The 21,865-nt window shown below is 61.1% G+C and carries 23 protein-coding genes, 1 tRNA gene and 1 other RNA gene; 12 read left to right on the forward strand and 13 right to left on the reverse strand.

Features of this window, described 5'->3' with window-relative positions:
* Window positions 1-88 precede the first annotated feature (88 nt).
* The gene (locus tag FEZ60_RS20170; RefSeq protein WP_045066482.1) at window positions 89-979 is read right to left on the reverse strand and encodes a TauD/TfdA family dioxygenase; all 891 of its coding nucleotides are present in this window, start codon (window positions 977-979) and stop codon (window positions 89-91) included.
* A 26-nt stretch (window positions 980-1,005) separates the two neighbouring features.
* Window positions 1,006-1,980, reverse strand: a complete 975-nt coding sequence (locus FEZ60_RS20175) for a quinone oxidoreductase (RefSeq protein WP_033235209.1) — start codon at window positions 1,978-1,980, stop codon at window positions 1,006-1,008.
* A 199-nt stretch (window positions 1,981-2,179) separates the two neighbouring features.
* On the opposite strand from FEZ60_RS20175, the gene FEZ60_RS20180 reads away from it, so the two are divergent.
* Window positions 2,180-3,208, forward strand: a complete 1,029-nt coding sequence (locus FEZ60_RS20180; protein WP_172936860.1) for an AraC family transcriptional regulator — start codon at window positions 2,180-2,182, stop codon at window positions 3,206-3,208.
* A 6-nt stretch (window positions 3,209-3,214) separates the two neighbouring features.
* Here FEZ60_RS20180 and FEZ60_RS20185 read toward each other — a convergent pair whose 3' ends face one another.
* Entirely contained in the window at window positions 3,215-4,267 is a 1,053-nt protein-coding gene (locus FEZ60_RS20185) for a putative sulfate exporter family transporter (protein WP_092805765.1), read from the reverse strand.
* A 101-nt stretch (window positions 4,268-4,368) separates the two neighbouring features.
* On the opposite strand from FEZ60_RS20185, the gene FEZ60_RS20190 reads away from it, so the two are divergent.
* Window positions 4,369-5,277: a LysR family transcriptional regulator gene (locus tag FEZ60_RS20190; protein WP_095887695.1), complete on the forward strand. Its 909-nt coding sequence runs from the start codon at window positions 4,369-4,371 to the stop codon at window positions 5,275-5,277.
* On the opposite strand, the gene FEZ60_RS20195 is transcribed toward FEZ60_RS20190, so the two are convergent.
* The 4 genes from FEZ60_RS20195 to ffs all read right to left on the reverse strand — a co-directional run bounded on the left by FEZ60_RS20195 (window position 5,278) and on the right by ffs (window position 8,749).
* Window positions 5,278-5,853: an HhH-GPD-type base excision DNA repair protein gene (locus FEZ60_RS20195; protein WP_033235040.1), complete on the reverse strand. Its 576-nt coding sequence runs from the start codon at window positions 5,851-5,853 to the stop codon at window positions 5,278-5,280.
* An 18-nt stretch (window positions 5,854-5,871) separates the two neighbouring features.
* A complete protein-coding gene (locus FEZ60_RS20200) occupies window positions 5,872-7,215 on the reverse strand; it encodes a glycosyltransferase 87 family protein (protein WP_346343389.1) in 1,344 nt (447 codons plus the stop codon).
* Between the two features lie 98 nt (window positions 7,216-7,313).
* The gene (locus FEZ60_RS20205; RefSeq protein ID WP_033235042.1) at window positions 7,314-8,606 is read right to left on the reverse strand and encodes an aminotransferase class I/II-fold pyridoxal phosphate-dependent enzyme; all 1,293 of its coding nucleotides are present in this window, start codon (window positions 8,604-8,606) and stop codon (window positions 7,314-7,316) included.
* 43 nt (window positions 8,607-8,649) lie between these two features.
* Window positions 8,650-8,749: signal recognition particle sRNA small type (gene ffs / locus FEZ60_RS20210), an RNA gene on the reverse strand.
* Window positions 8,750-8,884: 135 nt separating this feature from the next.
* Between ffs and FEZ60_RS20215 the strand changes: the two genes are divergently transcribed.
* Window positions 8,885-8,972, forward strand: a tRNA-Ser gene (locus FEZ60_RS20215).
* A 72-nt stretch (window positions 8,973-9,044) separates the two neighbouring features.
* On the opposite strand, the gene FEZ60_RS20220 is transcribed toward FEZ60_RS20215, so the two are convergent.
* Genes FEZ60_RS20220 through FEZ60_RS20235 form a run of 4 tightly spaced genes read right to left on the reverse strand, consistent with a single transcriptional unit; the run spans window position 9,045 to window position 12,078 of the window.
* Window positions 9,045-9,458 (reverse strand): YbaB/EbfC family nucleoid-associated protein, encoded by a 414-nt coding sequence (locus tag FEZ60_RS20220; protein WP_033235052.1) that lies wholly within the window; start codon window positions 9,456-9,458, stop codon window positions 9,045-9,047.
* On the reverse strand, window positions 9,455-10,024 hold the full coding sequence (locus FEZ60_RS20225; RefSeq protein ID WP_045066473.1) for a hypothetical protein: 570 nt from the start codon (window positions 10,022-10,024) through the stop codon (window positions 9,455-9,457). Before FEZ60_RS20225 ends, FEZ60_RS20220 begins: the two co-directional genes overlap by 4 nt.
* On the reverse strand, window positions 10,021-11,769 hold the full coding sequence (locus FEZ60_RS33150) for an alpha/beta hydrolase (RefSeq protein ID WP_051730577.1): 1,749 nt from the start codon (window positions 11,767-11,769) through the stop codon (window positions 10,021-10,023). The genes FEZ60_RS20225 and FEZ60_RS33150 overlap by 4 nt, the downstream gene beginning before the upstream one ends.
* Window positions 11,770-12,078: a hypothetical protein gene (locus FEZ60_RS20235; protein ID WP_172936861.1), complete on the reverse strand. Its 309-nt coding sequence runs from the start codon at window positions 12,076-12,078 to the stop codon at window positions 11,770-11,772.
* 188 nt (window positions 12,079-12,266) lie between these two features.
* Here FEZ60_RS20235 and FEZ60_RS20240 point away from each other — a divergent pair, with 188 nt between their 5' ends.
* The 5 genes from FEZ60_RS20240 (at window position 12,267) to FEZ60_RS20260 (ending at window position 16,247) form a co-directional block, all read left to right on the forward strand.
* The gene (locus tag FEZ60_RS20240) at window positions 12,267-12,941 is read left to right on the forward strand and encodes a response regulator transcription factor (protein WP_033235055.1); all 675 of its coding nucleotides are present in this window, start codon (window positions 12,267-12,269) and stop codon (window positions 12,939-12,941) included.
* Between the two features lie 185 nt (window positions 12,942-13,126).
* Window positions 13,127-13,687, forward strand: coding sequence for a TIGR03086 family metal-binding protein (locus FEZ60_RS20245; protein ID WP_045066469.1), 561 nt, complete (start codon window positions 13,127-13,129; stop codon window positions 13,685-13,687).
* A 52-nt stretch (window positions 13,688-13,739) separates the two neighbouring features.
* The gene (locus tag FEZ60_RS20250) at window positions 13,740-14,345 is read left to right on the forward strand and encodes a TetR/AcrR family transcriptional regulator (RefSeq protein ID WP_045066468.1); all 606 of its coding nucleotides are present in this window, start codon (window positions 13,740-13,742) and stop codon (window positions 14,343-14,345) included.
* 1 nt (window position 14,346) lies between these two features.
* A complete protein-coding gene (gene gluQRS, locus FEZ60_RS20255; RefSeq protein WP_172936862.1) occupies window positions 14,347-15,270 on the forward strand; it encodes a tRNA glutamyl-Q(34) synthetase GluQRS in 924 nt (307 codons plus the stop codon).
* Window positions 15,271-15,455: 185 nt separating this feature from the next.
* Entirely contained in the window at window positions 15,456-16,247 is a 792-nt protein-coding gene (locus tag FEZ60_RS20260; protein ID WP_045066463.1) for an EAL domain-containing protein, read from the forward strand.
* Here FEZ60_RS20260 and FEZ60_RS20265 read toward each other — a convergent pair.
* Window positions 16,244-16,810: a DUF4190 domain-containing protein gene (locus tag FEZ60_RS20265; RefSeq protein WP_172936863.1), complete on the reverse strand. Its 567-nt coding sequence runs from the start codon at window positions 16,808-16,810 to the stop codon at window positions 16,244-16,246. The two genes, FEZ60_RS20260 and FEZ60_RS20265, sit on opposite strands and share 4 nt — an antisense overlap.
* Window positions 16,811-16,966: 156 nt before the next feature.
* Between FEZ60_RS20265 and FEZ60_RS33155 the strand changes: the two genes are divergently transcribed.
* Window positions 16,967-17,737 (forward strand): RDD family protein, encoded by a 771-nt coding sequence (locus FEZ60_RS33155; protein WP_095887689.1) that lies wholly within the window; start codon window positions 16,967-16,969, stop codon window positions 17,735-17,737.
* A 122-nt stretch (window positions 17,738-17,859) separates the two neighbouring features.
* Window positions 17,860-18,585: a queuosine precursor transporter gene (locus tag FEZ60_RS20275; protein WP_033235061.1), complete on the forward strand. Its 726-nt coding sequence runs from the start codon at window positions 17,860-17,862 to the stop codon at window positions 18,583-18,585.
* On the opposite strand, the gene tgt is transcribed toward FEZ60_RS20275, so the two are convergent.
* Window positions 18,576-19,799 (reverse strand): tRNA guanosine(34) transglycosylase Tgt, encoded by a 1,224-nt coding sequence (tgt, locus tag FEZ60_RS20280; protein WP_045066865.1) that lies wholly within the window; start codon window positions 19,797-19,799, stop codon window positions 18,576-18,578. The two genes, FEZ60_RS20275 and tgt, sit on opposite strands and share 10 nt — an antisense overlap.
* 263 nt (window positions 19,800-20,062) lie before the next feature.
* Between tgt and FEZ60_RS20285 the strand changes: the two genes are divergently transcribed.
* The gene (locus FEZ60_RS20285; RefSeq protein WP_172936864.1) at window positions 20,063-20,845 is read left to right on the forward strand and encodes an enoyl-CoA hydratase-related protein; all 783 of its coding nucleotides are present in this window, start codon (window positions 20,063-20,065) and stop codon (window positions 20,843-20,845) included.
* Window positions 20,846-20,899: 54 nt separating this feature from the next.
* Window positions 20,900-21,844 (forward strand): ABC transporter substrate-binding protein, encoded by a 945-nt coding sequence (locus tag FEZ60_RS20290; RefSeq protein ID WP_257013322.1) that lies wholly within the window; start codon window positions 20,900-20,902, stop codon window positions 21,842-21,844.
* Window positions 21,845-21,865: the final 21 nt, after the last annotated feature.

Raw genomic sequence — 21,865 nt, forward strand, 5'->3', positions numbered from 1 at the left:
TTCTCCTGAACCTCCGGGAACAAGGCATCATCGTGAAAATGCATAACAAAACTCCAATCAGATGAGAGCTGAGAAAGAAGGGGGACGATCAGAACGGTGCGTCGCCGACTATTCCGGCGCGTTCCATCTTTCGAACTGCAGGCCAATAGTCCTGCACTGCATAGTGTTGCGTTGAACGGTTGTCCCAGATTGCGACGCTGTTCTCGGTCCAGCGCCACCGAACCTGATACTCGGGAATCTGGGCCTGGCTTGCGAGGTAGTTGAGCAAGTTACTCGAGCCAGGAGCGAAGTCGATGCCGTATCGAATGTTCTCCGGTGTGTGGTAATTGACGAGGTGCGTCGCAAACGAATTGACAAAAAGAATCTTCTCGCCGGTCTCGGGATGCGTTCGCACAACGGGATGTTCGGCGTCCGGAAAGCGCTCCTTGAGCTGATGGCGCTGTTCGATCGGCATCCTGGCACCGAAGCTCGATTCGATACTGTGCCGGGCTTTGAGGTCCTTGATCTGGTCCTTGATGCCGGCAGGCAGATTGTCGTATGCCAGTGCCATGTTCACCCAGATGGTGTCACCTCCGACGGGTGGTGTTTCCACACAGCGGAGCACGCATCCCATCGGTGGGTTCACGCGCCACGTCGCGTCGCAGTGATAGGCATTCTCGAAATGCTCCGGCGGACTGTCGAGGTCTTTGTAGATGCGGACCAGCCCGGGATGGTCGGGATCGCTACCCAGCGCGGGATGATCCTCGAGGTCGCCGAAGCGTTGTGCCAGTTCTACGTGCTGCGCCCGGCTGAAGTCCTGGTCACGGAAGAACAGAACCTTGTGCTCGAGCAGGAGCGATTTGATTTCGGCGAACAAAGCGTCGTCGCGAGCGACAACGCCGAGGTCCACTCCGGACAGTTCGGCACCGATGGAGCAGGTCAGCTTCTCGACGGTGATCGACCTGGTGGCCGTATCAATCAGCGTTGCAGTGTTATTCATGACGATTCCCCTTTCGACGGATGGCGTCAGACGGTAAAGACGGAGGAACCGATACTGCGGCCGGATTCCAGATCGTGGTGCGCACGCACCGCATCTTCGAGTGCATACCGCTGATTGATTCCGATCTTGATCCGCCCCTCTTCGACGTGCGAGAAGAGCTCGGCGGCCAATTCGGCGCGCTCCGCCGGATCGGCGATGTAGTCGGCCAAGGCCGGTCGAGTGACAAAAAGAGATCCCTTGACCGCCAACTGCATTGCGTTGATCGGCGGCGTCGGCCCTGATGCGGTTCCGAAGCACACCATCAGCCCTCGGCGTGCCAAGGAGTCGAGTGAGACCTCGAACGTGGACTGCCCGATGCTGTCGTAGACAACCGGCACACCGACACCACCGGTGATCTCCCTGACCCGCGCAACAACATCCTCGCGGGTGTAGATGATGACCTCATCGCACCCGTGCGCCAGGGCAACAGCTGCCTTCTCGTCTGTGGAAACAGTCCCGATCACCTTGATGCCCAGCAGCTTTGCCCACTGAGTGAAGATCAAACCAACTCCACCTGCAGCAGCGTGCAGCAGAACGGTATCCCCTGCCTTCAGCGGGTAGATGCGGCGCAGAAGGTAAGCCGCTGTGAGGCCGCGCATGGTCATCGCTGCTGCCGTCTCGAAATCGATACCGTCGGGCAACGCGATCAGGTCGGCAGCCGGCATGATGCGCTCGGTGCTGTACGCCCCGAGCGGACTGCCGGTGTAGGTCACCCGATCCCCCACACTGAAATCGGCAACACCCGCACCGACCGCCTCGATAGTTCCGGCACCCTCGACGCCCATACCGGCAGGCAATTGCGCAGGGTAGAGGCCACTTCTGAAGTACGTGTCGGCGAAGTTGAGTCCGACGGCGCCGTGGCGAATCCGGACCTCACCAGCCCCGGGCTGACCTACCTCGACCTCTTCCCAACGCATGACAGACGGGGTACCGATCTCATGGAATCGAATGGCGTGTGCCACGATGCTCTCCAATTCTGTGGGCATAGTCGACAAATTCGGTCGAGCTATGTTCGTACGCAACAACTTCCAGAAGTTACTTTCGACTCCGGGGTCGCGATCTGATGTGAACAACACTAGGTGAGATCCGGCTCACATGCTTAACTGTACGAGACACGCAGCACAACATTTCGGGACATTAAGTCAAGAACTAAGGAACCTCGTGAAGCCACTCGCCCGCTATGCGTCGCTCAACCGCTACGTCGACCTGTGTCGCTCGGTCCACATCGATGCCGTCGACCTGATGAGGAGCGTCGGCCTCGCTCCGACAAGCCTGGCCAACCCCGATCAGTGGGTGCCAGCAGCCTCGATTGCCGCGCTCCTCGAACTGTCCGCAACGGAATCCGGGCGCGAAGATTTCGGCCTCCTCCTTGCCGAACTCCGCAGGCTGTCCAATCTCGGGCCGCTCAGCCTGGTCATCAGGGAAGAACCCGACGTCAGGAGCGCACTGGACGTCCTGATCCGGTACGAGCACACCTACAACGAGGCACTGCGCATCCGTCTCACCGAAGTCAGCGGATTGGCCACCCTGCGCATCGGCCTGGAAGTCGGCGATCCTGCGAATTCGAGGCCAACCGCAGACTCGGTCGACACCAGGCAGACCGTCGAACTCGCCGTCGGCGCCACAGTGCAGATCCTGCGGAGCTTTCTCGGGCCTGCCTGGCAACCGGTGAGCGTCGGATTCACACACAGTGCTCCGCAAGACACCAGTACACATCGACGAATTCTCGGCAACGCGGTGGACTTCGATCACGAGTTCACCGGAATCGTGTTCTATGCGAGCGATCTAGATGCCCGCAACGAACTGGCCGATGAGCTACTTCGCCCATATGCACGAGCATTCCTCGACTCGCTTCCCGCCGCGGATTCCTCCGATACCCTCAGCCGCACAAGGGAATTGATCGAAGTGCTGCTCCCCACCGGACGATGCTCCGTCGAACATGTGGCTCGGAGCCTCGGCTTCGATCGGCGAACCCTGCACCGCCATCTAGCAGAATCGGGTGATACCTTCACGGCTGTTCTCAATTCGGTACGCAGTAGCCTCGCGCAACGCTTGGTGTCGAACCCACGCTATTCGTTGACCGACGTTGCCGTGCACCTCGGATTTTCTACTCAAGGCAGTTTCTCGCGGTGGTTTCGCACGCAGTTTTCGATGAGCCCCAGCGAATGGAAAGCCCAGCGCCAAGGGTGAGAACGATCAGCTGACCAGCACAACACCGACCAAGGCGATCAGGGCCACCCAGACCGTCGACAATGCAGCCAACACGAATGGGCGCACTCCGACTCCGCGGATCACACTCAGTCGCACACCGAGCCCGAGGGCAAACATCGCAGCCGCCAACAATGCGGTTTGCACCGTCTTCGCGACGCCGAGAACCTCTTCCGGGAGAATCCCCGTTGAACGCAGCCCCATGAATGCGATGAAGGCCAACGTGAACAGGGGCACCAGCGGCGGCCGCTTCACCTGGAGATTCGAATTGTCGGACATGGCACGTTGACGGATACTCAAGAACGCCATGACCGGCGCCAGCATCAGCACACGCGCAAGTTTCACAATGGTGGCAACACCCAATGCGGTGGCACCGAGAGCACTGCCGGCGGCAACAACCTGCGCAACCTCGTGAATCGACCCACCGGCCCACATGCCCGCGCTGACGTCATCGAGTCCGAAACTCCTCGCCAACAACGGAATTGCCGGAATCATCAACGTTCCGAAGATCACCACCAGCGCTACCGCAGTAAGTAACTCTTCTTCTTTTGCATTCACCACGCCATCCGCGGCGGCCACAGCCGCGGCGCCGCAGATCGAGAAGCCGCACGCAATCAGAATTCGCTGTGTCCACGACAGACCCAAAAGCTTTCCGGCATACATTGTTCCGGCGATGCCAAGAACAACGATCGCCACGACGACGGCGATCACACCCCAGCCGAGCCCGACGATGTCGCTGAACATCAACTGCAGACCGAGCAATGCGATTCCGATTCGCAGCAGTCGTTTAGACGAAAAAGTCAGTCCCGGCTGGAATTTCGCAGGCAGGGTGACAGTATTCGCCACGATCGCGCCGGCGACGATGGCAATCAGCAGCGGACTGACAGCGGAAAAGAGCCGCCCGACCCCCAGCGCGATTGCCGCACCGACGGCGCACAGGGCCACTCCGGGCACGAGCGCAGTGATACTCGCCCACCGCCGCACAGGCGCCGGCGAGGCAACGGCCGGTTTGTCGACCACGGACTTCACATCGCTGTTCACTCGTCCAGAGTCCGTCAGAAATCATTGGTGCGGTAGCTCGATTTCTGCTATCACGGCATATCAATACGATATGTCCGGGTAATTGGGTATAGCCTGAATGCATGACCCGACGCTGGCCGGACCTCACCACACTCGAGCTACTGGTCGGCGTCGATGATCACGGAAGCCTCAGCGCTGCAAGCCGTCTCGCGCATATCGCGCAACCCAACGCCAGCCGTGCGATCAAAGCGCTGGAACGCCAACTCGGTATGCCCCTGATCCACCGAAAATCAACCGGGGCGACGCTAACTCCGCAAGGCACCGTCATCGTCCATTGGGCCCGGCGCGTCCTGGCCAATTCGACACAGCTACTCGACGTGGCCGAAGGAATGCGGACCGAGCGATCGGCGGAGTTGACGGTCTGCGCCAGCATGACTGTTGCCGAACATCTGATTCCGGCGTGGCTGGGCACTTTTCGTGGGTTACACCCCGACGTCACAGTGCATCTGCAGGTCTACAACTCGACGCGTGTCATCGAAGCGATCGACGTGGGAATGTGCGATCTCGGATTTGTCGAATCCCCGACTGTGCCCAGGCACCTACACAGCATCACCGTCGCCCGCGATTCACTCGTAGTCGTTGTCGATCCCGATCACGCATGGGCGCGTCGGCGTAAACCTCTCACCATCGGCGAACTGGCCATGACGCCGTTGCTGGTCCGCGAGCCAGGATCCGGCACTCGGACCACTCTCGATGTTGCGCTTTCGGAATACGAGCGCGCGACGCCCCTGCTCGAGCTCGGTAGCTCGGCCGCCATCCGCACCAGCGTCCTCGGCGGTGTCGGACCGGCAGTGCTGAGCACTCTTGCAGTCAGTGAGCAGGTGAAATCGGGTGACCTTCGGGTTGTCCAGGTGGACGGCCTCGACCTCGCCCGCACCTTGCGAGCCGTATGGCGGCCGCCGCGGCAACTCGAAGGGCCGGCAGGCGACTTGGTGAAGCTGGTGCGGGCGAGTAGTACGCAATTCGGCTGACTATTTTGCCTTTGCTGCAGCCTTGGCGGCTTTCTTGAACTCGCGGACCTCGAGGAGCGTCTGCTCGTCGACCACGTCGGCTATGGACCGCCGTGACCCGTCGAGTCCGTAATCCCCAGCTGCTTCGCGCCAACCGTCAGGCTGGACCCCGATTTGTTTGCCCAGCAGCGCCAAGAAGATTCGGGCCTTCTGATCGCCGTAACCGGGCAGCGCCTTGAGTCGTTTGAGCACTTCCTTGCCGTTCGGATCACCCGACGTCCAGATCGCAGCGGTGTCACCGTCGTACTTTTCGACGATGAACTGGCACACGGATTGGATGCGTTCGCCCATCGACTTCGGGAAACGATGGACTGCCGGCGTCTGCGCGCAAATCTCGATGAACGCGTCCGTGTCCATCTCCGCGATGCGACGGACGTCGAGACCGTCCATGCGATCCGCGAGCTTCTTCGGCCCCAGAAATGCCGTCTCCATCGGAACCTGCTGGTCGAGCAACATTCCGAGCAACAAGGCCAACGGGTCCTCGGAGAGGAGAGCATCCGCTTCGGGGTCGCCGACGAGATTCAGATGAAGTGCCATACATCCGATCCTGCCATGTCAGGCCGGTGTGTCTGCAGCTTCCAGATTCGGCACTGTCCATTTCTTCCAACCGAACACGATCAGCGTCATGGCAGCGGCCACGACAAACACCCACAGATAGACAGCCACCATGGCGATTCGCAGGTAGTCGGGCGAGGGCAACATAAACATTCCCATGCCGATAAAGCGGTCGGTACCCTGCATATCCGCCGCGGGTATCGGCCACGTGTGCGACCAGTTCAGGACGGGTAGGAGGAACACGATCGGCACGACCCAAGCCCAGATCTTCTTCGACGCCATCGCGTAGTGAGAAGCCAGGATCACCAGCGGAACAAACCACACCCAGTGGTGACCCCACGAGAAGGGGGACACGGTTGTGGCGGTGAGCCCGGTCATGGTCAGCCCGAGCAACTTCTGCCCCCTGCGGTGAGCCATCCAGGCAGCTCCCAGTCCGAGACACACGGCCACCACGCTGCACCCGAGAACGAGCACCTTCGACGGCGTCGGCGTATGCGTCAACTGAGCGATCAAACCCGACACCGACTGATTACTCGGTGAGTCGGTACGTCCCACCCGATCGCTGTCGAAGAGCGTGCCGGTCCAGTAGGTCAACGCGTCGTTGTACATCACGATGAAACCCAAAGCCACCGTCGCGGCGAACGTGATCACCGCAGTCACCAAGGCGCGCCACTGCTTCGTGATGAACAGGTACGCCCAGAAGAACGCCGGAGTCAGTTTGACCCCCGCCGCGATCCCGGCGCCGATACCCCGAAGGCGACTTTTTTCGTCCCGGCCCAAATCCCACACGATCAACAGCAGCAGGAAAATGTTGATCTGCCCGAGCCACAGCGTCGTGCGTACCGGTTCCATGAACAGGAAAATGACCGTGGCCAACGCGCTCACTGCATACGTCTTGACGCCGAGGCGGTACCCGAGATATTTCCAGCACAGCACGACCACCGCAAAAAGCGCGACAACATTGAGAACCGTCCACACGACGATCGCCTGTTGAAACGTGAGCACCGCCCACACCGTGAACAGGATCCCCGCGAACGGGGTGTACGTGAACATCATTCCCTGCAGAACCGGACCGTCGTACAACGGCAGTCCCTGCACCACAAAACTGCCGCCGTGGCGGTAGACGTCAAGATCGAGGAAATTGTGGAAAATGCCCCAATAGATCACATCCATCGGAACACCGAACAGAACCATCAGGACTGAAGCAACAGCAAGCACCACGAGAACGACAAAGCCGATCACACCGACTCGCATTATTCGCTGCGGAGTCGCCTGTCGTAATTCAGATGCCCCTGAACTCATCTCCACCACAGCACTTTCCGAAGCATTGACTGCACCCGCCACGTACAACCTCCGGATATGCGCCAATGTCAGGAACTGGTGCACCGAACGCTACAAGAGATGACCGACGCTCACGACTTGGGCGCGCCGTCACAGGCGACTCAGCTTTCGGTGAGACGCGATTCTGTTGCCGCCAACAGGACACACGTCGCGACACCGTCCATGGCTACCTCGAGATCGCCGAGTGAAGGGAAACTCGGGGCCAGACGAATGTTCCGATCATCCGGATCCGTGCTGTACGGGAAGGCAGAACCGGCTGCAGTGAGCGCAATACCGGCATTCTTCGCGAGTTCGATGACGCGCTTTGCCGTGCCGTCGACAACGTCGAGGCTGATGAAGTAGCCGCCCTTCGGCTCGGTCCACGACGCGACCTTCGACGCACCCAACCGATCCTCGAGGATCTTCAGAACCAACTCGAACTTGGGCGCGAGCAATTCGCGATGCTTCTCCATATGTGCGCGAACGCCATCCGCATCACCGAAGAATCGCAAGTGGCGGAGCTGGTTGATCTTGTCCGGGCCGATACTCTTCTTACCGAGGTACTTCTGGTACCACGCAAGGTTCTCGGCAGAGGCACCGAAGAAACTGACGCCGGCACCGGCAAAGGTGATCTTGGACGTCGACGCGAACACCAGCGGACGGTTGGGATGTCCGGCTTCTGCAGCCATCGTCAGAACGTCGTACGACGGTGCGATCTCACCGAACAGTGGGTGAACCGCGTACGCGTTGTCCCAGTACAAACGGAAATCAGGCGCCGCGGCCGGCATCGACGCCAGCTCGGAGACGATTTCTTTCGAATACACCGCACCGGTCGGGTTGGCGTACACCGGAACAACCCACATCCCCTTGATCTGCGGATCCGCGGCAACCAGTTCCGCGATCTTCGCGACGTCAGGACCGTCGTGGTTCATCGGGATCGCGATCATCTCGATGCCCAACGACTCGGTGATCGCAAAGTGGCGGTCGTAACCCGGAGCCGGGCAGAGGAACTTGATCTTCTCTTCGCGCGCCCACGGCTGCGCCGAGTCAGGAGTGCCGTGAAGAAGTGAGAACACCACGTTGTCGTGCATGATCTCGAGGCTCGCGTTGTTGCCGGCAAGAAGGTTGGCAACAGGAATGCCCAGCAGTTCACCGAAAATCGCACGCAGTTCCGGCAGCCCCGTCAAGCCACCGTAGTTGCGGCAGTCGGTGCCACTGCCGTCACGGAAATCACCGTCGCCCGGCAGCGCAAGCAACGCTGCGGAAAGGTCGAGTTGCTCAGGCGAAGGCTTACCGCGAGTCAGATCGAGGACGAGCTTCTGGGCCTGCAGCTGCGAGTACTTCGCGCTCTGACTCTCATGCTCGGAGGTGAGTTCTTCATGGCTCATCAACCCGATCTGGGTTTGGATAGGCATCCGGAGCGGCCTTTCACCGACGAGGCGGGGTCGGGATATGTGAAAAAAATAGAGGACCCCGCGCACCCGGCAGAGCCCGTTGACCCTTGCTGCCTTCCGGCCCTGGGGGAGTTCACAGGATGCGCGCCGCGCGGGATCCAATGAACAGTGTAGACGGCCTTCCGGAACCTTGGGACACCACCCGCCGCGTTTCGGCCGGCAGCCGAATTGCCGCCACATAGCCGCAGGTCAGATACCCGTTTAACGCTTCAGTCGTTCTCTTGGGTATGCTTCTCCACGGAGGATTCGCCTAGTGGCCTATGGCGCTCGCCTGGAACGCGGGTTGGGTTAACGCCCTCAGGGGTTCAAATCCCCTATCCTCCGCCAAAGGAACCCCCTGTGAACTGCTGAGAAGCGGTTCACAGGGGGTTCTTTTTTGCGAGCGTTTTTTGCCGGGTTTCAGGCACGTCGCATGAACGAACCGCCGCCGAAGGGCGGGTCGTCGTCGACCGGTGCCCGGCCAGCTCGTCGCAGCAGATGAGTCTCGGGTACGGCCGGCACCTGATTGAACGCCTCCATTGCCCTGGCGACGCGAGAGTCGCGAAGGAGAGGCGCGCGTAGTTCCTGCGCGGCCGCCGCTGCTGCCGCGCAGGCGGTTCGGTGGGACGCTGTGATCGCGGCGGAGAGTGCAGCGGCGCCGGCCCCGAGGCAACTTTCGGTCAGTTGCAGGTCGGTAATCGCACCGAACGCGTCGACCTCGACGCTGACGGCACCACCTCCGGCATCTGCGCGGGCGCGAACTTTCCCGACCTCGATGTCGACTTGGCGGGCAAGGACAGTCAACTCCGGAAACGAGGATGCGGGCCCGGTCATGGCTGATCGATCTGCACGGGCGCGTTCGGATGATCCGACGCTTCGGGTCGAGGGAAACACGGCGACGACCCGCTCAGGCCCGCTCCTCGTGGATGCTCGTCGAAGACCATCCGATATCCATCCGGCAAAATGGTTTCGGTGCTCGTCGTGTCCCCGGCGGAGTCGTACGTTCGAAACTTCCAGCCCCGCTCAGTCCACAGATTGCGGATCGTATCGCCGAAACCTGGAATGCTCGCAGCGTCAGAAGACTCGAGGAAATACGTCACGCCGTAGTCCACGGATGTGTCCTTCGACAGATTGCTGTCGTTGCACGGGACGGTGCCACCCGGGCTGAGGGTGACTTTTTTGTTCAGCTCGGAATACCGCGTCAGGTAGGCACCCGGCGGCAGTGCCGCGATCGTTTCGGTCAGGTACTCGATCACCTTGGCCTGGGCCTGCGGGCGGGTCAGATTCATGTCGGCTTCCGTCACTTTTCCGTTCTCCGTCGTCGTACACGCCGACAGCAGCACTGCCACCGCGATACTGCTCGAGCCGAATGCTTTACGGCGTCGAGTTGCGTTGGTCATGGCGCTCCTAGTCCGGCGATCACATGGCCCATACCGGCAAGAGCCGGATTGTTGTTTTCCCAGTACTCACTGTGCGCGGCCGGGCTGGGGAGCTCACCCAGCAGACCGGCGTCGATCCCGGTCCCGGGTGCGGATTCGACAACGGTGGCACCGAATCCGATCAATGGAAGATCGTTCGCGGGATTCGCGCCATGCGAGAGACTGCCGAACACGTCCCCAATCATCGGAACCGGATCATTGGCCGCGGCGGTGGCGTATACGTGGCCGCCGACATGTCCGGGATCGATGCCCTCGAGGGAGAGTCCCTCGACCCGGTCCATCCCCACTCCGGGGCTACCCACGAAAAACAGATCGTTCGCGTCGATCGATCGTCCGCCCGAGGCCGCAGCGCCGATCACGGTCGATCCGTAACTGTGTCCGATAACCGTGTTGTGCGAAGGCGTGCCGTCGTGGGATGCACGGAGGCCGTCTTGGAACCGGTCCAGCGATCCGGCCCCACCATCGGCATACCCGTCGAGCCCTGCTTGCGGGATCGTTTGCGGCGCATCGTATCCGTACCAGGTCACCACGGAGGTCGATCCCTCGAGCCCCGCGAACCGTCGCTGGTATTCCGTCGAGTCCAACATCATTTGGGAGCGGTCGATGTCGCCGCCGATGGTTCCCAGGTGGCTGCCGGTGCCAGGTACGAACGTTGCGACGTTCGTCGCGGTGTCGGGATTATTCAGTGCCACGATGGCCCGACCTTCGTCGTCGACACCGAGCAGATACTTCTCCGAATCACCCTCCTCGGCGAGAGTGGGGTCGATCTGGTCGGCGAGGACGCCGTAACCGTCGAGACGCTGCTGCAGGTCCGCGCGTTGCTGCTGCCACCGCTCGTAGTCGCGGCGCGCCTGCTGGTCCGCCTCGTCCACGCTGCCCGCATCCGACGGAATGTTGCGACCCTTGGCCCAATCGGGGTGCCTGCCGTCGAGGTCGGCGAGTTCGGTCGACGTCGACGACTGCAGGTTGCCGAGGTTGATCCGGTTGAAATGATCGCGATCTACGGCTGGCATCCCGTCTCTGTTCCCGATTCCCGGATCGAACGCCGCGAGAGCATCTTTGTCGTTGGGGGACAGCGATTCCCAGAATTCGTTGAACTCCCTCGCACCGACCGGGGGGAACGCGTTGCCGTCGAGGATCGCGGCCACCACCGCGCTCATCGTCTGCTGGGCGCTTGGGGACTGTGCGAGATCAGCGAGGTCTCCTGCTGCCTTCGACAAGGCCGCGGCAGCACCCTCGTCGAGGCTTCCCGCCATGTGCAAGGCCGGAACCAGTCTCGCCTCGAAGCTGTGCGCCTTCTCGTCGAACGCAGCCTGCCCCAAGATGTCGAGTGCAGTGTTACCGCTTCCGTACCGAGGTGCGCTCACTCGACCGTCATCGGCGACAGCCATGCCCTCGGCGATCGCACTGTCCGCAATGTCGATCACCGCCGCCCGCGCCGGCCCCAACGCGGCAGCAGCTTCACTCAACGCGTCGGCTTCGGCGAATACTCCTGTGGTCAGATGTGTCGCGGCAATACTGTCAGCCAAGGCTCGCGCCGACGCTGCAGCCGAGGCTTCGCCTTTCCACTGATCGAGCGCGAAGTCGACCGCGCGATGCGCTGATTCCACAGCGTGCATGAAGTCCCGGTTCTTCTGCTCCAATGCCGTTGCAGCGGCGGCTAAACCAGTCGGATCCCAGGCGCGAACCTGCGAGATCGTCGCCACCTACACGGCCGCCTGGTAGGCGGCCAGCCGGTTCCGGAATGCGACCTCGACAGCGTCGTAGCTGCTCGCACTGGATTGGGCAGCGTCAGCCATCGACGTCAACATCTCCGAGGTAGCGCGGTATCCGGTGGTAATCGGGTCACCGGCCCTCGCGGCGGCCGGGCCGCTCGCCGAATCGGGCATCGCCGCTGCCGCGTCAGCGAGAATTCCCGACACGTCGATGCCGGCAATCACGGCTCCTTGGTTTCTCACCGCGTCGGCCAACGCCCGTAGCGACTCGGCGTCTGCTTGCAGTACTTCGTTCCCCATCTGAGCCCCCCGGCTACGTATCGACGTGCGAAAAGCAGCGTAGCAGCGCATTGCCTGAACCCTGGTCGTTCTTGTCTGCCAGTTCCCGCTCCTCGTGCCCGAAGTGGCCGGGCCGATAGTGATCTGCGACACTGGCCGAAGTCGGTATTGACGGGTTACCGAGACGAGCAGCAACAGGGCGGCACTACATGAGCGTGATTCTCGCGGCGACGGATCAGCCTGCGCTAGCGGAGACCTTCGGCGTCGAACTCGAGCGCGTCGGCCACACCGTTCATCTGTTCGCGTCCGGACGAAACAGCCTCGACGCACTCGGCACCGACAGCTTCGACGTTGCCGTTCTCGATCTTTCACTCCCGGACATCGACGGCTTCGAGGTCGCCCGCCAAATCCGTCTCCGCAGCGAGATTCCGATCATCATGATCGTCGAGTCCCCCGAAGACATCGACGACGCACCACCACAAGTCGCGTCGGATTTCGCCATCAACCCACTCGACGCTCGCAGCCTCGATTCTCGGATAACGAGCCTCCTCCGCAGTACGCCCACCCCACAGACGGACAAGCGAGAGCGCCACGGCGAGTTGACAATCGACCGCCGATCCATGACCGCCACCATCCGCCGTCGACGCCTCGACCTCACGCGAACCGAATTGCGCCTGCTCCTCGAAATGTCGATGCACCCCGGCCACGTCTACTCCCGAACTCAGCTCCTCGCAAAGGTGTGGGGTGAAACGAATTCAACCAAGACTCGCGCCGTCGACGCCAATATTCAGAGCTTGCGGTCGAAAATCGAATCCGACCCGGCCAATCCCAAGTACATCAAGACCGTGCGCGGATTCGGATACAGGTTCGGTCCGATCGACTGACAAGAATCATCGGAAAACCACGGTGTCGGTAGCTCTGGCTAGGTTCGCGAAATGAGCTGGTATCTGCGAGAACTACTGCGTAGTGAAGCTCCCGACTGGCACGGCCCCGGGGACAGTGGTCACGTTCTCGGAAGATGTCCGAATAATCAATCGCCGCCCCGACCCCATCCTGAAGAATCAGTGGCATGACTACAGCCGATATCTCCCCCGCAGATCGCTACCGTGACCTCGCCGCCGGCTTCACCCAGCGGATCGACGCAGTACCTGAGGACCGGTGGGACAACAACTCTCCGTGCGAAGGGTGGACGGCTCGCGATGTGGTCCGGCACGTGATCGACAGCGAACGCGACATGGTCAAGGTCGTCGGCCTCGAATTGGCGCCGGGACCGTCCGTCGACGACAACCCGTCCGCCGCCTGGGCAGCAGTGCGCGATTCGATGCAGGCGATTCTCGACGATCCGGAAAAATCGACCCTCGAATACGACGGACATTTCGGCCGCACCAACCTGGGAGCCACCGTCGACGGTTTTCTGTGCTTCGATCTGGTCATTCACGGCTGGGACCTTGCAGCCGCTACGGGCACCGACACCTCGATTCCGGAAAAGGACGTCGATTGGGTGTCACAGATTGCTGCCGGCCTCGGTGATTCAATTCGTATGGCAGGGGTGTGCGGCCCCGAGATCCCGGTTGCCGATGATGCCGACAAGGCAACCAAACTCCTCGCATATCTCGGCAGGGCCGTCTGAAAAACCACCCCTGACGTGCGGATTGCTTCGATACGCGGGTAATGTCCGTCGCATGCCTGAACGTCGGAAATCAGCCACCAACCCGGACTTGCTGGCCACGGCGCTTTTCGATGTTGCCGCCGAATCAGGACTCGAGAATGCGAGTGTGCGCGAGGTGGCAAAGCGCGCCGACGTCTCGATCGGCGCCGTGCAGCACCACTTCTCGACCAAGGACGAGATGCTCACATTTGCTCTGCGCACTCTGGCAGAGCGAATGCTGAGCCGTCTCACCCAATCCCCAGCCGGAACCGACCCGCACGTTGTGCTGTTCCAGGCTTTGTCACAACTGCTTCCCCTCGACGAGCAGCGCACGCGCGAAGCACACGTCCTCGCCGCATTTGCCATCCGGGCTGTCACCAGCGAATCGTTGGCGGAAATTCGGCGGACGATGCTGTTCACTATTCGCACCGGCATCTGCGCAGTTCTGATCGGAATCAGATTGCCTGAAGCTGAAACCCGCGCAGCGCTGCTCCTCGCAACCGTCGACGGACTCGCACTCGACGCGATAGGCAATCCCGGCATGTATCCGCCGCACTATCTCGAATACGCCCTGGAGAGTCAGATAAAGCTCACCCTCCACGACATGGAAATTCCCGACGCTCTTGTATCCAGGGGCTGACGTGCCGGGATCAGGACGATTTGCACCGAGCCCATCCGGCGATTTGCATCTGGGAAACCTTCGCACTGCCCTCCTTGCATGGCTGTTTGCCCGGACCACCGGTCGCGACTTTCTCATTCGCGTCGAAGATCTGGATCGTGTGCGGCCAGGCGCCATGGAACGTCAACTGAGTGACCTGCGAGCGCTGGGCCTCGACTGGGACGGCGACGTCGTCAAACAGTCCGACCGACTGCCGCGGTACGCGGACGCGATCACGTCACTGACCGATCGCGGGCTGACGTACCCGTGCTTCTGCACGCGCAAGGAAATTCAGCAGGCACCCTCCGCGCCACACGCCCCGGACGGCGCCTACCCCGGAACGTGCCGGAATCTCACTCCTTCCGAGCAAGCCGACAAGCTGGCCTCCGGCCGTAAACCCGCACTGCGCCTGCGTGCCGAGACGACGTCATTCACCGTGCGAGATATGTTGCACGGCAACATATCCGGAATCGTCGACGATGTGGTGCTACTCCGCGGAGACGGGGTTCCCGCATACAATTTGGCAGTTGTGGTCGACGACGGCGCCCAGAACGTCGATCAGGTTGTCCGCGGCGACGACCTCCTGACATCAGCACCGCGCCAGGCCTACCTGGCAACACTCCTGGCCATTACACCGCCGATCTACGCCCACGTCCCCCTCGCACTCAATTCCGAAGGCAAGCGTCTGGCCAAACGGGACGGGGCGGTCACGCTCTCCGATCAACGCGACCTCGGCCGCACCCCAGCCGAAGTTCTGACTCTGATTGCGTCGAGCATCGGATTGGCCGAACCTGGTGAAGTAGTTTCGCCGACGGAATTGGCTGATCGCTTCGATCCACAGAAGGTTCCGGGCGACCCCTGGATCTTCACATCCGTCGATCCCCTGGAGCCCGTCAAGGGATCTTAGACAATAGTTAATCATTGGCAATTGCCGCTGAGTGAAGTACCGTTTCGGCATAGGTGAAGGGAACCAGGACGAGGAGCCCTGGGCAGGTTACAAGCGGGGCTTGCCCTCGACATGACCAAAGCACCCGCTGGAGGGCAACCGCGCGGCAGTGCATTAGTGCGGGAACAGAACGAAAAGGAATCCGCATGGTTCGCGAGCTTCGCGAGGCACTCGACGACCATCAATTCGAAGTGCTGTACCAACCCCAGGTACACCTGGAAACCTCGACTGTTACCGGCTACGAAGCACTCCTACGCTGGCGCCATCCCCTTCGCGGAGTCATCGAACCACAAGATTTCATGCGATCTGCTGAATTGTCCGGCTTGATCATTCCCATCGGATTGCAAACCCTCGACTTGATCTGCGCACACATCTCCCACTGGGATGATCAGTTGAATATCGCGGTGAATTTCTCGCCACGCCAGCTGTCGACCGACAATGCTGCCCGAGAAATAATCGACACCCTTGACCGCTCCGGCACCCCGCACAACAAAGTCATCGTAGAAGTCACCGAACTCGGCGTCGTCGGCCAGAACGCCGCCGCTACGCTGGCGACGCTGCACAAAGAAGGCATCCGGATAGCGCTCGACGATTTCGGAGCCGGCTTTGCGTCCTTTGCGGCTCTGTCGGAACTGCCACTCGATATCCTGAAGATCGACCAGAGCCTCACCTGGGCTCTCAGCGACGCGCAGCACTCGTCCGAGCGAGCATTCATCGTGATGGAGTCCATCGCCGCGATCGCCGACAAACTGGGAATGGAGTCCATCGCCGAAGGCGTCGAGACTGCCGAACAAGCAGCAGCCGTCACTCGCGCAGGATGCACCACAGGCCAGGGTTACTATTTCGGCAAACCCCTCCCCGCCGATGCTCACACCACGGCAATTCAGGAACCGCCGCTCGCAGTCGCATCACCTGCGCAGCATCGACGCTGGCGTTAGACGGAACCCACCGCCACTATGAAAATCACGAATATCACCCACATGGCGATAACCGAGGCACCGACGGCAATACCCGCAATCGCGAGCCCACGCCCCTGCTGGCCTGTTTGTTTAATCTGATTGAGCGCGACGACGCCCAGAATTATCGCGACAATCGCGCCGAGTCCGTAAAAGCAACCGCCGACTATCGCCGTCACCAATGACGCGATCGCAAGGCCGTTCGTTCCCACCGGTTGTACGTACCCACCGAACTGGCTGGGAGGTCCGTACTGCGATGGCTGCTGGTACTGCGGCGGCTGTTGGTACTGCTGGTACTGCGGTGGTTGTTGGTATTGCGGTTGTTGATACTGCGCTTGTGGCTCTGGGGTCGGGGTGTACGACGGCGGTGGATAACCCGGGTACTGCTCGATCGGCGATGGTGTCGCCGGAATCTCCCAATACGACTCCAGTTGTCCCGCAGATTCTCCGTAACCTTCCTGCGGGAGGCTGGGAACCTCGCCATATCCGGGTTCAGGCACGTATTTATCGGGAGATATCTCGCCGTTCTCCCCGGAACTCGTCATGAAACGCAGCCTAAACCACAGGTGACATCAACACACGAGGGCGTAAGTGACACCAACATCTATCGCTTATGGCGGTTAAGGTCGTAATCACTGTCACACTCGAATGCTGTGTCCGGCTTGAACGCTTCGACGCGCATTCACGACTGAGGGGAAACAATGACAACCGGCGGTTACGACCCCAACAAGAATCCGAACGACGGAAACCAATCACCACAAGATCCGTACAGCCAGCCGCAATCACCGCCGCCCGGTAGCTACCCACCTCCCGTCACACCTCCCGGTGGCGGCTACCAGCCGACGGGAGGCTCTCCTGCCGGGCCGCCCCCGGGGAATTACCCGCCTCCCGGTGGATACCCGCCCCCGCAGGGCAACTACCCCCCACCGCAGGGGAACTACCCGCCGCCCGGTGGATACCCGCCGCCGCCTCAGGGCGGGAACTTTCCCCCGCCGCCGCAGTTCAATGATCAGGGCGCTTACGGCGGATCGACGCGACTGCCTTCCGGCGCTCAGCCGGGTGACCTGTGGTTGCGCCTCGCTGCGCGAATCATCGACGGCATCATCGTCGGCATCGTCGCGGCAATTCTCGCAGTCCTGGTCAGTGACGCGGACAGCTTGATTCTGATCTCCGGACTGTTCTCGGGAATCCTGACCTTCGCGTACTTCGTGGGGATGGAAGTAACCCAGGGTTGGACGCTGGGCAAGAAGATGCTCGGCCTTTCGGTGCATGGACCTGCCGGCGCTCCCAAGCCCACACCGCAGCAGTCCGCGATCCGAAATGCGTTCACACTGCTGTCGATCATTCCGATCATCGGCGGTCTCCTCGCGTTTATCGCGTATATCGTCATCGCAGTGACCATCAACAACAGCCCCACCAAACAGGGCAAGCACGACCAACTGGCCGGTGGCACCCAGGTAGTCAAGGGATAACTCAGAGCCCTCGCGAAAGCCCGGCAGTTCCTCGAGGAATTGCCGGGTTTTCTGCTGTGTTCTGGGCAACTGGACGGTCGCCAACTCGCTTGGAGACACCCTGAGGTGCTTGGATTGCGGACGTGACAGCTCAGGATCAGCAAGACTCATCGACTCAAGAGACCAAATTTGCGCACGTCAGCCTCGGTTATTATCCGACGATCGTCGCGCTGTTCACCGCAACGCTGCTGATCTCGAATGTGGCGGCGACCAAGGGGGTCGCCTTCTTCGCGGATTCCGAGTTATCCCTCGGGCCCTTGCAGATCCTGCCCGTCATCACCGACGGTGGCTTCTTCCTCTTCCCACTCGCGTACGTCCTCGGTGACGTTCTCAGTGAGGTCTACGGCTTCAAAGCCACCCGGCGCGCGATCTACCTCGGATTCGGCGCACTGATTCTTGCTGCCGCATGTTTCTGGATCGCTGTGCAACTGCCGTCGGCGGCCTTCTACGAGAACCAGGCCGCCCTCGAAACCGTTGTCGGTGTCATTCCCCGACTCCTGGTCGCCGGCCTGGCCGCCTACCTCGTCGGACAGCTCCTGAACTCCCTGGTCCTGGTCATGATGAAGAAGCGCATGCAGGAGAAGCACCTGTGGGCACGTCTCATCGGCTCGACCGTCGTCGGTGAATTCGCCGACACCCTCATCTTCTGCTCCATCGCGGCCGGCGTCATCGGCATCAGCACATGGGAAGACTTCATCAACTACGTGTTGGTCGGATTCCTGTGGAAAACCCTTGTCGAGATTCTGGTCATGCCGATCACCTACCGCGTCATCGCCTACGTGAAGAAGCGCGAACCGACTTACGCCTGAGTCTGCGGGGCCTTCGGGCCGTAGAACTTTCCGAGCATGTCCGCCTTGAAGTCGTGGAAGTACCCGCCTTCGATGCTGGCTCGGATGTCGTCGACCAGCTTCACGGTGAATCGCTCGTTGTGGATGGTGCAGAGCGTCGACGCGAGCATTTCTTTCGCTTTGAAGAGGTGATGGATGTACGCGCGGGTGTAGTTGGCGCAGGTATAGCAGTCACACTCGTCGTCGATAGGTGTGAAATCACGGCGGAATCGGCTGGTGTTGATGTTGAACCGGCCGGAGCGCACGTAGATCGCGGCATTGCGCGCAACACGGGACGGATTGACGCAGTCGAAGGTGTCTGCGCCGTTCTCGATTGCGACGAAAAAATCGTCCGGTTCGCTGATTCCGAGCATGTGCCGCGGCTTGTGCTCAGGCAGTTCCTCGTTGCACCAACGCACAATTGTGCCGAGGTTCTGCTTCTCGAGGGCGCCGCCGATGCCGTAGCCGTCGAACCCGTACCCGTTCTCGCCTTCGATCGACTCGAGGCCACGGCACGCTTGCCGACGCAGATCCTCGTACTGCGCGCCTTGGATCACGCCGAAGAGAGCCTGATAGGGCTTGTCGGCGCGTTCGGCGGTGAGCTTCTCGTGCTCGTTGATGCAGCGAATCGCCCACGCCTGCGTGCGCTCGACCGATCGCTCCTGGTAACCGCGCGTATTGAGCAGCGTGGTGAGTTCGTCGAACGCGAACATGATGTCGGCGCCGAGTTGATGCTGTATCTGCATCGACACCTCGGGGGTGAACCGATGCTTGCTGCCGTCGAGGTGCGATTTGAACGTGACGCCCTCGTCATCGACCGTCGCAAGACGCTCTTTGCCCTTCGCGATCACGTCGTCGGACTGCACGCCGACGGCTTCCATCGCGAGTACTTTCTTGAACCCGACGCCAAGTGACATCACCTGGAAGCCGCCGCTGTCCGTGAAGGTGGGTCCGTCCCAGTTCATGAATTTGCCCAGGCCACCGGCCTCGTCGACGATGTCGGCACCCGGCTGCAAATACAGGTGGTACGCATTTGCGAGAACCGATTGCGTGCCCAATTCCTTGATCGACTCGGGGAGCACAGCCTTGACCGTCGCCTTGGTCCCGACCACCACGAACGACGGCGTCGCGATATCGCCGTGCGGTGTGTGGATGGTGCCGGTTCGTCCGAGCCGGTCCTCGATTCGCGTCCCCATCGTAAAAATCGACTCGGGACGCTTGTCGACAGCGGGCTCGGGCTGGGTCGGAACTACAGAAGTCACGGACTCAATCCTGTCACAGGACTAAAAATCGCCGTGATCACGGCAGAACGCGCAGCAACAGCATCGATCTTCGATCCGGCCCTGGTCTACTGACCGAACCCGAGCTGTATCGCCGCGCGAGAGTCCCACTCCATACTTCCTCCAGGCATCCTCCGGCTCGACCGGTGTACACCTCCAACCCGCTGACAGGAGCTCAATTGACGAGACAGACCTACAACTTCGTCACCGTCGACGTCACAGAGTCGATCGCCACCGTGACCATCGACAAACCTCCCGCCAACGCGTTCAATCCCAGCCTGATCGCCGAACTTCTGGAGCTACTGCCGGTACTAGCGTCGGACCAGAGCATCCGCGCCATCGTCATGACGGGCACTGGCCGGTTCTTCGTCGCCGGCGCCGACATCACCGTGATGCGCGAGCTGACCGAAGAGACTCAGCGGGCGATGCGCCCGTGGGTCGAGGTACAGCGGATCCTGGAGACGGCTCCCAAACCCGTTATCGCGAAGATCAACGGGCACGCACTCGGTGGCGGCGCCGAACTGACGTTGGCCTGCGACTTCCGCGTTATGGCACAGTCGGCGACCATCGGTTTTCCCGAGATAGGCCTCGGACTGTTTCCGGGTGCGGGTGGCAGCCAACGGCTTCCGCGCCTCATCGGCGCACACCGAGCCAAAGTGCTCATGATCGAAGGCAATCGACTGAGCGCCGAGCGCGCACACGACATCGGCCTGGTCGATGCTGTCGTTGCAGACGACGACCTAGATGCACACTGCGCTGACCTTGCGCGTGAGCTCGCATCGAAACCCACTGCCACCATCGGGATGATCAAACGCATTGTTGACGAGGGAATGTCGTTGCCGCTCGATCAAGCGCTGGACCTCGAATTCGACGCAGTGCTCGAACTGATCAAGACGAACGACGCTGCCGAGGGACTTCAGTCATTCCTCGACAAGCGCTCCCCCATCTTCACCGGACGCTGAAAGCTCCCCCTTTACCGAGAGGCCATCATGCTCAACAGATTTCAAAAGAAATGGGTGGGCGCGATCGCTACTCTCGCCGCCCTGTCGATCGCCGTCAGCGGATGCACCCGTCCCGCTACCGACAACTCCGCGGAAAGTGGTGGCCTGGTACGCATCGCTGTTGGTGTGGACCCGTCGTACGCTCCGATCTTCTTAGCTGACCACGAGGGCATGTTCGAGGCCGCTGGTCTCGACGTCCAGGTCATCCAGACGGAAGGCGGAGCAGCGGGTGCTCAGAACGTTGTAGCCGGAACTTCGGAGCTATCCGGCAATGCCGACTCGACAGCGCTGTCCGTCATGGCTGCCAACCCGAGCCTGCGGGCTCTTGGTGTCTTCCAGGAATCCGACCGGTACTTCCAGGTTGTGCTGCGCAATGGCCTCGAACCGAAGTCGATCAAGACCATGGGCGTCTTCCCCGGTATCGGTCTCTACTTCACGAACCAGTACCTCGCCAGCCTCGGCATCGACCCCGCGACCGTCACACTCGTGAGCACCAGTCCGCCCGAGCAGCCCGCGTTACTGGCGCGTGGCGATATCGACGGCTTCCTGTCCTTCGACCCGTGGGTGACACAGAGTTTGAATACCGGTGGACGCGTAGTTGCCACGACCGGTGATTTCGGCGCCAAGTACGCGCAGTGGATCATCGCGTCGGATAACTGGTTGTCCGCGAACGAAGAAACCGCAGGCAAGGTGTTCAAGGTGATCTCGGAAGCGTCGGCAATCGTGAACTCGGATCCAGATCGGGCGGCAACCGCAATTGCCTCGGCTATCCAGATGGACCCGGCCGAGGCTGCCGACCGGGTGGCCCAAATCGATTTCGGCGGGCGCGGATTCACCGATGACGATGTGGAGCGGGCAAACGAACTGGTTGCGTTCTTCCGCGAGCAGGGCAAGATCTCCGCAGACATCGATCCGTCGGCTGTACTTCTCTCGGGATGGGTCGAGCAGAACGCAGCCTGAGCGGCGTGTGAGAACGGGTCC

It is taken from the genome of Rhodococcus sp. MS16 (assembly GCF_013277795.1).
Classification (GTDB): Bacteria; Actinomycetota; Actinomycetes; order Mycobacteriales; family Mycobacteriaceae; genus Rhodococcus_F; species Rhodococcus_F globerula.